Here is a 12,157-nt window from a genome sequence, read left to right on the forward strand (position 1 = left end):
CGATTTTTGATGCTCTAATGTAACCTTACCTACGATTAAACAATGCTGAGCCAGCTGATCCAGGCTTAACGCTCCAGCACGCTGACCACTTCGACGTGACTGGTCTGCGGGTAGAAGTCATGCGGGATCACCCGTCCTAGCCGCCAGCCACGGCCCACCAGATCGCTGATGTCCCGCGCCCAGGTGGCCGGATCACACGAGACGTAGACCAGACGGTCCGCGGTCGAGGCGTGAATGTGGTCCCGTACCGCCGGGTCCAGTCCTGCACGCGGTGGGTCTACCACAATCACTTCAGCGCTCAGTTCATCCAGTTCCTCGGCGGCGCCTTGCTGAAAGGTGATATTTCCCACCCCCGCTTCGGCGGCGGCCTGACGCCCACGCATCAGGGCCTCAGCCGAGCTGTCCAGTACGGTCACGCGCTCGAACTGCTCAGTCAGATGCCGCCCGATGGCCCCTGCTCCACCGTACAGATCGGTGGCGTGGGTGCCGCGCCCGGCCAGTTCCGCCACTTGGGTGTAGGCCTGTCCTGCCGCTTGCGGGTTGATCTGTGCAAAGCCCACGGCACTCACAGGCAAATCTACTCCACCGAAGCGCTCTACAACACTGCTTTCACCAGCGATCAGGCGCACCCCTGCACTAAAACGCTTGCCGGCTGGGACCGCCAGGCTGACGCCCACCGCGCCCAGGTCCATCAGGTGATCGGCAGCCCGCAGGTAGGCTCGGGGCTCGCCAGGGCCGATGAGCGCAGCAACCACTTCACCCGTCAGGAACGAGCCACGCACGGCAATTTCCTGCGCGGGGGCCAGCTGCTGCACATCAATACGGTTCAGCAACTCAGCGACAAACGGCGCAATCAAGGGATCATGGTCCACCAGCAGCGGGCGGTGGCCCCGGCGCTCACGGTAGGCCAACCCCTGCGGAGTAATCAGATACTGGGCGCCACTGCGGTAACCCTGGGCCGACTCGCTGGGCACCGTGGGTTCTACACTGCCAGCATCCAGCTTGGCGATCCGGGTCAGTGCTTCGCGTACAAAATCGCGCTTGTATCGCAGCTGTGCCTCGTAACTTGCGTGTGCCAGGTCAGTGGTGGGCAGTTCGGAGGCCGTCACCCGGTCTGGGCTGGGCCGGAGCACCTCAGTCATCTGACCCTGACGCACTCCCTTGGCCGGACGCACCGCAGCGCGGACCTGCTCGCCGGGCAGGCCACCACGAATCAGGATCACACCTGCTTCATCCCGTGTCAGGCCATAGCCGCCAGCAACCACTTTTTCTATCTCATAAACGGCGTCATCGTGCGGTGCAGCAGCACCGGATCGGGGAAACTGGGTAGACATCACTTGCAGCCTAGCGCCTACAGCCCCCGGCATTGGGGAACACTTCTCCACTGGTCATGGCTGAACTCCGAAGCGCCCAGTCCTAGTCAGCAGCGAAATGACCCAGTAAAGGCCTACTGCATCCATCCACCTGCGCGAACAACACTACTTTAGTGCGGAGTCAGGCTGGCCACCAGAGATGACGGCAAACCAGCTGCGGGCTGGAAATAGGTTTGCTCCACGCGCATGTCTTCGCCGTAGCGGACCAGGAGCCAGTCTTCCTGCTCACAGGTGGTGACCGTAAACCCGCAACCCACCCGGTACGCTTCAGTGCCGGGTTCCAGAACGGCGTCGGCCGTGCCAAGTCGGTTCAGTACCTGAAAGCGTGCAGGCCGCGTACCTTCCAGCCAATCCTGGGCAGCGTAAGCCATATCACGGCGTGGATGGGCCTGCAAAGTCGCAGCATCCGTAGTGGTGGCTGCCTGCCAGGCCTGATCATCCAGGAAACGGTAACTGGGGCCAACATGTGAAAGTTGCCACACACCTGCACCTGCCCAGCCAGACAACACCACCGCTAGAGCAAGAAGTCCCTGGGTCAGCCGGGAAGGCCGTGTCCGGGGCAATGAAACTCCGGTGGTGGGCGCAGGAGAGGCGACGTGCATAAGTCACAGTAGCCCTGTATCCGCTGAGTCTCACCGGAACTGCAATGTTCACTCAACCATGACTTAAGACTGGGTGAACATAAGGCCACTTATCTGACTGATAGCTGACTGAAGCTGGCCAGAACGGTCATATATGGAGTGGATAGGCCCACCGGCCCCTCCACTCAAAATAGCTGGAAGGGGCTATGCCCGGCGGCGGGAAAGCATATCCATCACTTCATTCAGGGCATTGCCATCACCGTCACGGTCCAGAGCACGGTTGAGGGTCCCCAGGAGGCCGCCCATGTCACCCCTTTGGCCCTGGGGTGCCGCGCCGCTCTGACCGCCGCCCAGAACTTGATCCAACGCACCACCCAGGTTGCCGCCTGCCGCGCCCCCAGCCATGCCACCACCGAGCAGTCCGCCCAGCACACTGGTCAGCACAGAAGTAATGTCGCCACCTGCCGGACTGACCGCGCCTGTCTGCGGCAGACCACCCGGCAAGCCAGTGGGCAGCCCTGTCCCGCCTTGGGCCTGACGCTGACGGTTGAGGTAGCTCAGGACCAGTGGAGCGGCGATGCTCAGGATCTGCATGGCCAGCTGTGGATTGATGCCAGAACGCTGACCGACAGCATTGGCGGCTGCTTGCTGCTGACCTCCAAACACATGCCCCAGAATCTTATGGCCGTCAGCCATATCGGGCAACTGACCCCCCTGGGCGAACTGCTCCAATTCGTGACTGCCGTGCTGCGCGACAGCCTGCTCAATGGTTCCGGCCTGGCCCTGCTGGGCATTGCGGGTCAGGGCCCCCAGGAGCAGTGGCACCGCAGCCTGCAGTGCATCCTGTGTCTGCGCGGGGTCAGTGCCTACCCGCTGGGCAACTTGCTGGGCTTGCATTTGACCGGCCAACATCTGTAAAAGGTCCATGCGCTGAGTATAGGGACGGGCGCAGGCACGCCTGAACAGCGTTTCCTTGAAGATGGTTAATACAGCCAGTGGAACAAACATCTTTTGACGCCGTTTAGGGCCTGACCGCCCCCTGGTGAAGTGCGTCTCAGACACATAAAAATAGAGACGACATGGCTAAATATCGTCTCCACCATAGTCTAGGACGTCGGCACGTCATTCGCCACCTCTATTTCTGGGCTAAGAAGCATTTCAGCGACCAGAAAATCTGCCCGCACCAGAAGGTCACAGATGCCATGCTGGTTGCTCTGCTGCTCTCCCGTCTCGTCTTCAAGCATCCATTTCCTTCCATCTGGTGGAACATCCTCAAGGAAGACCGTCCCGGTCTTCCTTCCTACACTCAGGCCTACACCAGGGGCATCAAACTGTTGCCACTCCTAGAGCATGTTGCAAGCCCAGCTCAGCCCTGCACTGAAGTCGTAGTTGATTCAATGCCCCTCCCCATTTGCCGTCCCAAACGCACGCACCTTTGTCAGTTCCCAGGCGCGAAATGGGGATTTGGAACTCAGGGCGAGTTCTTCGGATATAAGCTGCACGCCTGGGTCACACCAGGTGGACAAATCGTTCAGTACGTCATCCGACCTGCCAACCTCCATGACGTTACGGTCAGCTATGAGCTGAATCTCAGATGGCCAGAGTTTGAAGGCCCAACCATCATTGGCGATAAGGGGTATTGCTGTCTGGGCTACGTGTATCCGCCCAAGAAGAACACCAGATATGACACGGGATGGCGAGAATCTCGCCATCCCAAAATCCGCAAACGTATTGAAATAGTCTTCTCTGCGCTTGTGGAAGCTCAAATCCGCTCTGCCCAAACCAAAACCCTGGGTTCACTTAAGCTCCGCGTCGTCTTAGCCGTACTCGCCCACAATCTTGCTAGGCCCTAAACGGCGTTTTTGGCTTCCACAGCAGTTGCCAAAGCTTCAGAAAGACAAAACAGCTTGAACCAAGAAGAAACCGATACCCGAAATCAGTTGAAACGGAAATTGGTCAGCTCAATGTTGACATTCACCGTCTCTTCGCCGCGCTGTACGGTCATGGCCACCTGATCACCGGGCCGCTTACCGATCAAGGCACCCTTGACGTCATCGGCCGAGTCCACCTCACGGCCCTCTACGGCGGTAATCACATCGCTGTCAGGTCTGGGAGCCACGGCCCCATCCGGGCGCTCCTGCGGTTCGGCAGCCCGCAATCCGGCCCTCTGAGCGGGACTGCCTGGATAGACCCGGGTGATGAGGACGCCCGTCTCTGGCAGGCCATATTCCTCCAGCTGAGCAGGATCGGCACCGGAAAGTTCGAACATAGAGATGCCCAGCAGCGGCGTGGTCACTTCTTCGCCCGCTTGCAACTGGGGCAGCAACTGTTTAACCACGCTGACTGGAATGGCGAACCCCACGCCAGCACTTTGCTGCACACCCCCAGTCAGAATCTGGGTGTTGACGCCCACGACCTGCCCAGCCGAGTTGAGCAGCGGGCCGCCGGAGTTACCGGGGTTGATGGCTGCATCGGTCTGAATCACCGACTGGGGAACGTTGGAGACGCCAACGGGGGCTTCCCGTTCCAAACTGGAGATGATGCCCTCAGAGACGCTGAAATCCAGCCCGAACGGGGCTCCCAGCGCAATGGCCTTGAGGCCGACTTCCAGCTGCTTATCGTCGCCCAGCGGCAGGGGCTTGACACCGCCCTGCGGCAGTTCGTCAGCGCGGATCAGCGCCAAGTCATAATCCGGTGCCGTGCCAATCACCTTCGCGGGATAGGCGCGGGCATCGCCGTGCAGCCGGATATTGATCTCGCTGGCGTTCTCGACCACATGGAAATTGGTGATGATGTCGCCAGAATCGGTTACGAAAAAGCCACTGCCCAGGCCCCGCGCCTCACGGGGCTGGGTTTGACCCTGCATGCCAAACAACTGTTCCAGCATCTGTTGCTGTTCATTTGGGGCCACCTGGCTGGTTGTTTCGATAAACACCAGACCGTCGGAGCTGTTTTTGACTACGCTGGCGGTATTCAGCTCGGATTCGGTGCGGGCGGTACCGTCGTCATAGGCGGGTTCCACCGAAGTCTGTGCCGCAGAGGTTTGGGCTGACGTATTCTGGGTGACCGTGGCAGCGGTGGCCTGGGTGCTGGCCTCCTGCGCTTTGGGGTCCAGCTTCAGAACCTGGGCAGGTTCACCCTGCATTTCGGCAACCTGGTAACCCCCGTAGACGCCAGCGGCGAGCAGGGCCGTGACTCCGAGAATGGGAAGCACTCTATTCATATAAGTATGCTGCGCGTGGGGGGTTACAAGTCGGTTAAAGGTTATCCTGGCGGGAAGTCGGGCGGTAATAGGCGCCACCCAGACAGGCGGGACACAGCACTCGGCCCTGGCGCACCGACCAGCGCTCGTTGAGCACTTCTTCGCCGCAGTGGCTACAGACCTCACGGGCCCCAGCCTGGCTGATCAGCGCCGCCAGGTCAAAGTCCAGCTCGACTTCTGCAGCGCGGAGCAGTTCAGCGTCAGACCAGTGGCGGTAGGCATCCAGATAGGCCTGATACCGCTTCTGGTCAGGCGGTTTCTGGGCCCGCACCCGCTCACGCAGATCGGTGCGCGGCCAGACCCGCAGTGCGCGGCCAGTACGGGTATCCACGAACGTGGCTGCCACTCGGCCGTAATCCATCAGCCGCAGGGTCCGCCGCCCCAACCAGCACCCGCTGGCCGCCGACACTCCATCGGCATAACACCCGTCGGTTTCGGCCAGCACCAGCACGCGCTTGTCCGTACGGGGAAAGTCCAGTCCCAACAAGTCACCGGCCAGCACTGCCGACCGCGCCCCCAGAATCTGCCGGGGGCAGAGGTGACCGTGCAGTGCAGCACTCTGCTGCAAGGCCGTATCCAGCCGAAGCAGGTCAGGCGGACCCTGCGGCAAGCTCAGGACTGAGCCACCCGCAGCCACCGCTGCAGGGTGGGACGTGACAGGATGGGACATAGCTGCAGCCTAGAGCATGCCCAGGGATGCAGGACATCTTTGCGGCTCACAGGCCCTTTCTGCTTCCCAAGTTCAGATCACTCAACCTGGCGCATTACCGAGCCAAAGCAAAGCCAGGCCCCTTTGCGAAGGTTGCGAGGCCTGGCTCAGCGGCCGTAGGTAGTAGGGAGGCTCTACTGGCGTACGAATTCCCAACGCAGGTCATTGGCTGTCAGGATCAGGGTGTCACCTTGCTGCTCTACCTGCGGGGCAGCAGCCAGCGTTTCGGTCAGCTGCGGCATGGTTTCCGTGCTCTCGCAGAACTTCATGGTCGACACCAGCGTGCCTTCCAGCTGCAGGGTCTGGCCTTCCAGTCGGTACATCCCACCGAAACTATTACAGCCGTCTAGGCCCCCCACCGAACCCGCGGCCCCCGCCGTACCGGGCGTCAGACTCAGCCGGACCGGCTCCGAAAAGCCACCCAGGTCCACTGGTTGGCCGCCGCGCTGCAGTGCGGTCAGGCGGTATTCACCGGCTGGCTGTTCACTTTCGCTGGATTCTCCCTGAGCAGCTTGCGGGGTCAGACGGAGCTGGCCTTGCTCGGAGCGCAGCACGACCACATCACCGTCACGTTGCAGCGTGACTGGGCTCTGGAACAGCTGTCCGATCGCCTCTTCGGTGCCCATATCAGGGCAGAGCATCAGACTGGCCCCCAGCTGGCCGAAGGTCCAGCCCGCTCCCTGGGGTTGACCCAGACCGAACAGGCCGTTGCAGCCTGTCGCAGCACGCAGCTCCAGCGTGCCATCCGGCTGCTCCCCGAAGCGAACAGTGACTGGAGGGGTCAGTGTGACCTGACGCCCCCCCAATTCCAGCTGCGCGGCACGGTACTCGGTGGCCCAGTCTCCGGCAGCCAGCTCTGCGCCCACTTCGGTGGCCTGCGCCCGCTCCAAGACCAGCTCACCATTCACCGAACTGAAGGTGACTCGGTCAGCCGTCTGCTGCACCTTGACCGCGCCGCGCAGGAAACCGGTCAGCGCCGTCTCGGCAGCCGACAGCTCAGATGAACAGGCCATCCGGCTAGAACGCATCCCGGTAAATACCCACTCTCCGTCCGGCTGAGCAGCATTGTGCTCCGCACTCAGGGTCAGCTGATTACAGCCCAGGCTGCCGGACAGGCCCGGCTGGCCCTCGCCGGAGGTCAGAGAGAAAGTGGCGTCCGGAACGGCGTAGATGCGTCCGCCAACCTTGAAGGATCGCACCTGCCAGGTCACGGCAGATGCCTCATCCGAGCGGGGCGGCTGAGGGGCATCGGTCATCGGAACCTCCGGGGTGGAACGGGGCGGCTGGCCCTGAGTGGCGGGGAGGCCAAGGCGGGGCGAGGTGCGGCGTAACAGCACTTCTCCAGCACTGCCCTTCAGGGTCAGCAGATCGCCTTCCAGCGTGTAGCGGGTCAGGCGATTCAGCCGTCCCAAAAGGGCCGCTTCGACTTCCATGGCCGTGCCGTCTGCACAGGCCCTTTTCGTGAGGCCCAGGCCAGCAGTCAGGAACACGTCGCCGCGCGCCGCAAAACGTCCGGTCAACCGGTTACAGCCCGTAAAGCCGCTCAGCTCCGAGCGTCCGTCCAGCGTCAGGGTGGGACGCTCGGTCACGCCCTGGAGCAAGGTATCCGGGCCTACCACGGTCCACTCGCCGCCCAGCTCGAAACTGGTGCGTGCCTCAGCAGAGGTGAGCAGCAACAAGCCCAGCAACAGGCCGTTTCGCTTCAGATGGTTGGGTGTCATGCCGTCCGTTCTAACACCGCTGGCTGACAGCTGGATGATCTGGACAGTGCAGGTGAAGAAATGTTCAATTCCCCTGGAAACAGGTGGCATAGTAGCGGGGTGACCATTTCCCCCGCCGCCGGCGACACTCCCCAATTTTCTGTGCTGGCCTCGCGCCTGTGGCCGCTGTATCTGTCGCAGGCACTGGCGACGGGAGCAACCACCGTCAGTACCATCCTGGCGTCTCTGGTCATGAGTGATCTGGGCAGCGAACACCTCAGCGGTTTGCCTGCCACGCTGATCAGCGTGTCGGCAGCACTTTCAGCGTCGTTTTTCGGGGCACTGATGATCCGCCAGGGCCGCAAGTTGGGCCTGAGCAGCGCCTTCGTGCTGGGGGCGCTGGGCGGAGCCCTGGGCTTTGCCGGGGCCAAGTCGGGGACGATGCCGGTCTTTCTGGCCGGAGCAGCCGCCCTGGGGGCGGCGCAAGGCGGCTTTCAGCAAGCCCGCTACGCCGCCGCCGAAAGTGTCCCCACCGGGGTGCGCGGCCTGGCGCTGGGCCTGCTGATGCTGATGAGCGTGCTGGGGTCATGGGTCATGACCGGATTCGGGGAGCAGATCACGGCTCTGGGCACACGCCTGGGCACCGACGAAGAAGTCACCGGCTGGTTGGTGGGCGCAGGACTGCTGGGGGTGGCAGCCCTGCTGATCACCATCTGGCGTCCAGTGCGTGAACCGACTCAGGTGATGCAGGCAAGCGGGCCCGATCAAAAGCCCTCGTTGATGGCGGCGCTGGCAGTTCCTGGCGTCAAAAGCACCGCTGCCGCCTTTGCTGCGGCACAGGCCGTGATGGTCACGCTGATGAGTCTGACTCCACTGCGGGCCCACCACATGGGGCTGGATCACGGCTCGATTGCCGGGCTGATTTCGGGGCACATCGCCGGAATGTTCGCTTTCGGGCTGCTCACCGGGCCATTGATTGACCGCCTGGGTCTGCGCTTCGGGTACATCACGGGGGGCGCGCTGCTCTTAATGGCCGCCGCGGCCTCGGTGACCTCCACGCACGCCGGGCTGCTGCTCAGCATGTTCGTGCTGGGTCTGGGCTGGAACCTGGTGTCGCTGACCACCTCCAAAGTGCTGGCCCGCCACCCGGCAGCGCAGGGACCAAGCGACTCGCTGGCCTTTGCCGCCTCGGCCACCGGGACCCTGCTGGGCGGACTGCTGATGGCCCAGGCGGGCTTTCCGGCCTTGGCCGCCGCCGCCGGGGTGCTGTGTCTGATTCCTTTCTGGAGCGCCTGGCGGGTAGGTCGCGGCTGAACATACAGAGAAATAGACCGTGCCACCCTTATAAGAAGCAGCACGGTCTATTTTTTTTGGCGGAATGAGAGGGATTCGAACCCTCGATACGGTTGCCCGTATACACGCTTTCCAGGCGTGCTCCTTCAACCACTCGGACACCATTCCAGCACTTTGATTCGGACCCGTTACAACCTCGCTCTGCAGCGTCTTTGCCCTGCCGTCAGTCATCAGTTGCAGCGGCAAGCAGCTTACCCCATACCCCCGCAGATGTGCAAGCTGCCGGGCGCAGTTTTGGCCCGGCACAGTTGCGGGTGCCGCTAACATAGGCGCATGACCAGATCCGTGGATGGCAAGCGGCCCCGCCCCACCCTTCAGTCGCTGGCCGATGCCCAGAGTGTCCGGTTGCGCGAACACTTCCTGCGGGGTGGCGCGGCTGGCAGTCATCCATCCACCCGCACCGCCTTGATCCTGGCCTGGGGACTGGCAGCCCTGATTCTGCTGGGTTACCTGGCCATGACCCTCTATGGCATCTGGGGCCTGATTCAGATGCCGCAGGCCGACAACACCGTCAAGCGCATTGTCCTGCTGATCACAGCTCCGGTGGCGCTGATGGTGGCCTGGGTCGTGCGGCCCACATGGGGACAGCGCGCAGGCCCCGCACTGAACCAACAGAACGCGCCAGAACTGCTCGGCACAGTTGCCGAGGTCGCAAGCGCGCTGGGCGTGCCTGTACCGCAACAGATTGACCTGACCAGTGACCTGAACGCCTCGGTGGGTCGCCGGGGCCGCCAGACCGTGCTGAGCCTGGGACTGCCCCTGCTGTACGCGCTGGGGCCACAGGAGCGGGTAGCGCTGATTGCACACGAACTGGCACACGATCAGGCCGGCGATCCCCGCCACAGTCAATTGCTGGGCAGCGCCGCGCAGATTCTGGACGGAATGATCGGGCTGCTCAGCCCCGACGCGCTGGATCAGCGGAATGTTCCGTTCAGAAGACTGGAAGTCACCCGGCCCGATCAGGAAATGATCTGGTTCAAAAAGGCAATGACGCTTCCCTTTCTGGGTCTGCAATGGATCTTTCAACTGCTGACCGGGCAGCACAGCCAGGCCGCCGAGTTCCGCGCCGATTTACGGGCCTCCCGCGTGGCGGGCAGTGAATCTGTGATCAATTTGCTTGACCGGCTGCATTTCACCCACCTCCTAGAGATGGCTGTACAACGCCAGCAAACGACCCCACAGCGGCCTCACGCCCTGGCAGAACTGCGCCAGATGTGGGCCGAGCTGACCCCCGAGCGCATTACGCGGATGCGGGCTGGCGCGGCCAACGAGCGGCTCCGCCTGGACAGCTCTCACCCGCCCACCAGTGACCGCCTGACCGTGGTGGGCGCGCACCCGGCCGTCCCGCAGCTCATTCTGAGCGCCGAGCGCAGCGCCCGGATTGATGCCGAACTGGCCCCACACATCCCCATCCTGACCGTACAGATGGCCGAGAGATATGGCTGACACCTACTCCTGCTCACCGCTTCGGTGGCCAGCAGCCTGCGCCAGCCACGCCCGCACAGCACGTAGTGGTGGGTAGGCATTGGCTGCCAACGCTGTCATCACCTGCTGTGCCTGAGCATGTGTGGCGGACGCCTGAGCTTCACTGACTGCCCCCTCAGCCACCGCAACGGCCAGTTCGTCTTCATCCAGCAGCAGGAGGTGCCGGGGTTGCCAGTCGGGGCCAAACAGGCCCGCCACATCCAGATAAAGGTCATCAATCCAGGGCAGACCTGTGCCCGCGTCTACGCCGCCGCCCTGATGGATATCTATATACAGCTCTAGGGGCTGACCAGACGCGTCCAGCAGCACCGTCAGCGCCTCCCCCACCACACCCGCTGGCGCCGAGCGTGGATGTGCGCGTACCCAACGCCAGCCGTGATCAAACAGCCGCAGGGATTCCCCACCAAAATCCACGGTGAGGGGCTGCCGGACACGGTGGGCGACGAAGTCCACCATCAGGAAGTCCCCGGCCACCTCCAGCCGCTGCGAATACTCCAATGCCCCAGTCCACTCGCGCAGGTCGTGGACCTTACGGCGCATGTTCAGAACTGTGGGCTAGATATTCACGAACGACAGCCAGTGGAGCAAAGTCACCGCGTTGCAGTGCTATAACCACCCGCTCCGCTTCAGCCCAGGCCAGGGCAGCGTGTTCAGGCGATAACTCACCCGTCTGCTTGGCGGCCCACCATTCGTCCTCGTCCTTCAGCTGCGTAGCGGTGACTTGCCAGTTTGCGTCACAGACCGCCAGCACATCCAGATACAGATCAGTCATGTAGGGCCAGCCGTCCGGGTCTAGGCCGGAATCCAGCGCCGTGTCCACGTACAACTGCACGGGACGGCCTGCCGCGTCCAGCATGACCGTCAGGGCATGATGCCTGCCAGTGGGCTGAACATAGATCCAGCGAAAGCCGGAGTCCAGCAGGGTCAGGTACTGATCCCCAAACGCTCGGATCAGTGGTTGCGTGACCGGCCCGGCCCGGTCATCCACCAGCACGCTGCCGGGCAGATCACAGCGGACCTGGCTGTCCGACTCGGCCCGCGACCAGTTGCGGTGGTCGAAGCGTTTGTGCTTCACCCGGCCTAGGACCCCGGCCGCTCCCACTCGTCCAGGAAACGGCGCAGCGCCTTCACGTACAGCTTGCCTTCGGTGGCCTGTACCCGGTTCCGCAGGCCTTCCAGCGTGTCGGTCAGCAACACGGGCACGTTGCTCTGCGCCAGAACCGGGCCTTCGTCCAATCCGGCAGTGACCAGATGCACGGTGGCCCCGGATTCCAGCTCACCCGCGTCAATCACGGCCTGATGCACCCGGTCCCCATACATGCCCTGGCCACCGAATTTGGGCAGCAGACTGGGGTGAATGTTCAGGATGCGCCCGGCATAAACCGCCAGCACCTTGGGCTCCAACACCTTCATGTAGCCACTGAGAATCACGATGTCTACGCTGTGCTGCCGCAAAAAGCCCAGTATGGCCGTGTCCAGCGCATCCGGATCGGGGTGGGTGGTGCCGCTCAGGTGGGCAGCGGGCAGGCCTTCTTCGCGCGCCCAGGCCAGCGCCGACGAACTGCCATTGTTGCTGATCAGCGCGGCAGGCTGCGCTGCCAGATCACCCCGCGCGCACGCCTGGGCAATGGCACGCGCCCCACTGCCCCCGTGCGACGCCAAGAAACCCAGTCGGGCCAAGGGGACACCAGCGC

The 12,157-nt window shown here is 62.8% G+C and carries 12 protein-coding genes and 1 tRNA gene; 3 read left to right on the plus strand and 10 right to left on the minus strand.

Annotated features, from left to right (window positions below; all coding sequences use genetic code 11):
* Positions 1 to 65: 65 nt before the first annotated feature.
* The 3 genes from LMT64_RS04860 to LMT64_RS04870 all read right to left on the minus strand — a co-directional run bounded on the left by LMT64_RS04860 (position 66) and on the right by LMT64_RS04870 (position 2,881).
* Entirely contained in the window at positions 66 to 1,334 is a 1,269-nt protein-coding gene (locus LMT64_RS04860; protein ID WP_126351753.1) for a class I SAM-dependent RNA methyltransferase, read from the minus strand.
* A 149-nt stretch (positions 1,335 to 1,483) separates the two neighbouring features.
* On the minus strand, positions 1,484 to 1,855 hold the full coding sequence (locus tag LMT64_RS04865) for a hypothetical protein (RefSeq protein ID WP_126351754.1): 372 nt from the start codon (positions 1,853 to 1,855) through the stop codon (positions 1,484 to 1,486).
* A gap of 303 nt (positions 1,856 to 2,158) precedes the next feature.
* Positions 2,159 to 2,881, minus strand: coding sequence for a DUF937 domain-containing protein (locus LMT64_RS04870; protein ID WP_126351755.1), 723 nt, complete (start codon positions 2,879 to 2,881; stop codon positions 2,159 to 2,161).
* Positions 2,882 to 3,033: 152 nt separating this feature from the next.
* Between LMT64_RS04870 and LMT64_RS04875 the strand changes: the two genes are divergently transcribed.
* Positions 3,034 to 3,807: an IS982 family transposase gene (locus LMT64_RS04875; RefSeq protein WP_229253262.1), complete on the plus strand. Its 774-nt coding sequence runs from the start codon at positions 3,034 to 3,036 to the stop codon at positions 3,805 to 3,807.
* Positions 3,808 to 3,890: 83 nt separating this feature from the next.
* Here LMT64_RS04875 and LMT64_RS04880 read toward each other — a convergent pair whose 3' ends face one another.
* The 3 genes from LMT64_RS04880 to LMT64_RS04890 all read right to left on the minus strand — a co-directional run bounded on the left by LMT64_RS04880 (position 3,891) and on the right by LMT64_RS04890 (position 7,646).
* The gene (locus tag LMT64_RS04880) at positions 3,891 to 5,177 is read right to left on the minus strand and encodes a S1C family serine protease (protein WP_126350708.1); all 1,287 of its coding nucleotides are present in this window, start codon (positions 5,175 to 5,177) and stop codon (positions 3,891 to 3,893) included.
* Between the two features lie 34 nt (positions 5,178 to 5,211).
* On the minus strand, positions 5,212 to 5,886 hold the full coding sequence (locus LMT64_RS04885; RefSeq protein WP_126350709.1) for an FmdE family protein: 675 nt from the start codon (positions 5,884 to 5,886) through the stop codon (positions 5,212 to 5,214).
* Between the two features lie 173 nt (positions 5,887 to 6,059).
* Positions 6,060 to 7,646: an META domain-containing protein gene (locus LMT64_RS04890; RefSeq protein ID WP_170165874.1), complete on the minus strand. Its 1,587-nt coding sequence runs from the start codon at positions 7,644 to 7,646 to the stop codon at positions 6,060 to 6,062.
* Between the two features lie 99 nt (positions 7,647 to 7,745).
* Between LMT64_RS04890 and LMT64_RS04895 the strand changes: the two genes are divergently transcribed.
* Positions 7,746 to 8,939 (plus strand): MFS transporter, encoded by a 1,194-nt coding sequence (locus LMT64_RS04895; protein WP_229253400.1) that lies wholly within the window; start codon positions 7,746 to 7,748, stop codon positions 8,937 to 8,939.
* A gap of 57 nt (positions 8,940 to 8,996) precedes the next feature.
* Here LMT64_RS04895 and LMT64_RS04900 read toward each other — a convergent pair.
* A tRNA-Ser gene (locus LMT64_RS04900) sits at positions 8,997 to 9,086 on the minus strand.
* 165 nt (positions 9,087 to 9,251) lie between these two features.
* On the opposite strand from LMT64_RS04900, the gene LMT64_RS04905 reads away from it, so the two are divergent.
* Positions 9,252 to 10,424, plus strand: coding sequence for a M48 family metallopeptidase (locus tag LMT64_RS04905; RefSeq protein ID WP_126350712.1), 1,173 nt, complete (start codon positions 9,252 to 9,254; stop codon positions 10,422 to 10,424).
* Positions 10,425 to 10,427: 3 nt separating this feature from the next.
* On the opposite strand, the gene LMT64_RS04910 is transcribed toward LMT64_RS04905, so the two are convergent.
* Genes LMT64_RS04910 through purN form a run of 3 tightly spaced genes read right to left on the minus strand, consistent with a single transcriptional unit; the run spans position 10,428 to position 12,143 of the window.
* Positions 10,428 to 11,003: a DUF402 domain-containing protein gene (locus LMT64_RS04910; protein WP_126350713.1), complete on the minus strand. Its 576-nt coding sequence runs from the start codon at positions 11,001 to 11,003 to the stop codon at positions 10,428 to 10,430.
* On the minus strand, positions 10,993 to 11,538 hold the full coding sequence (locus LMT64_RS04915; protein WP_126350714.1) for a DUF402 domain-containing protein: 546 nt from the start codon (positions 11,536 to 11,538) through the stop codon (positions 10,993 to 10,995). Before LMT64_RS04915 ends, LMT64_RS04910 begins: the two co-directional genes overlap by 11 nt.
* A 5-nt stretch (positions 11,539 to 11,543) precedes the next feature.
* Entirely contained in the window at positions 11,544 to 12,143 is a 600-nt protein-coding gene (purN, locus tag LMT64_RS04920; RefSeq protein WP_229253401.1) for a phosphoribosylglycinamide formyltransferase, read from the minus strand.
* Positions 12,144 to 12,157 lie beyond the last annotated feature (14 nt).

It is taken from the genome of Deinococcus radiophilus (genome assembly GCF_020889625.1).
Classification (GTDB): Bacteria; Deinococcota; Deinococci; order Deinococcales; family Deinococcaceae; genus Deinococcus; species Deinococcus radiophilus.

Coding starts and splice junctions, on each gene's coding strand:
- LMT64_RS04890 (WP_170165874.1), bottom strand. CDS start 7,646: ATGACACCCAACCATCTGAAGCGAAACGGCCTGTTGCTGGGCTTGTTG.
- LMT64_RS04870 (WP_126351755.1), bottom strand. CDS start 2,881: ATGGACCTTTTACAGATGTTGGCCGGTCAAATGCAAGCCCAGCAAGTT.
- LMT64_RS04880 (WP_126350708.1), bottom strand. CDS start 5,177: ATGAATAGAGTGCTTCCCATTCTCGGAGTCACGGCCCTGCTCGCCGCT.
- LMT64_RS04860 (WP_126351753.1), bottom strand. CDS start 1,334: ATGTCTACCCAGTTTCCCCGATCCGGTGCTGCTGCACCGCACGATGAC.
- LMT64_RS04885 (WP_126350709.1), bottom strand. CDS start 5,886: ATGTCCCATCCTGTCACGTCCCACCCTGCAGCGGTGGCTGCGGGTGGC.
- LMT64_RS04910 (WP_126350713.1), bottom strand. CDS start 11,003: ATGCGCCGTAAGGTCCACGACCTGCGCGAGTGGACTGGGGCATTGGAG.
- LMT64_RS04875 (WP_229253262.1), top strand. CDS start 3,034: ATGGCTAAATATCGTCTCCACCATAGTCTAGGACGTCGGCACGTCATT.
- LMT64_RS04905 (WP_126350712.1), top strand. CDS start 9,252: ATGACCAGATCCGTGGATGGCAAGCGGCCCCGCCCCACCCTTCAGTCG.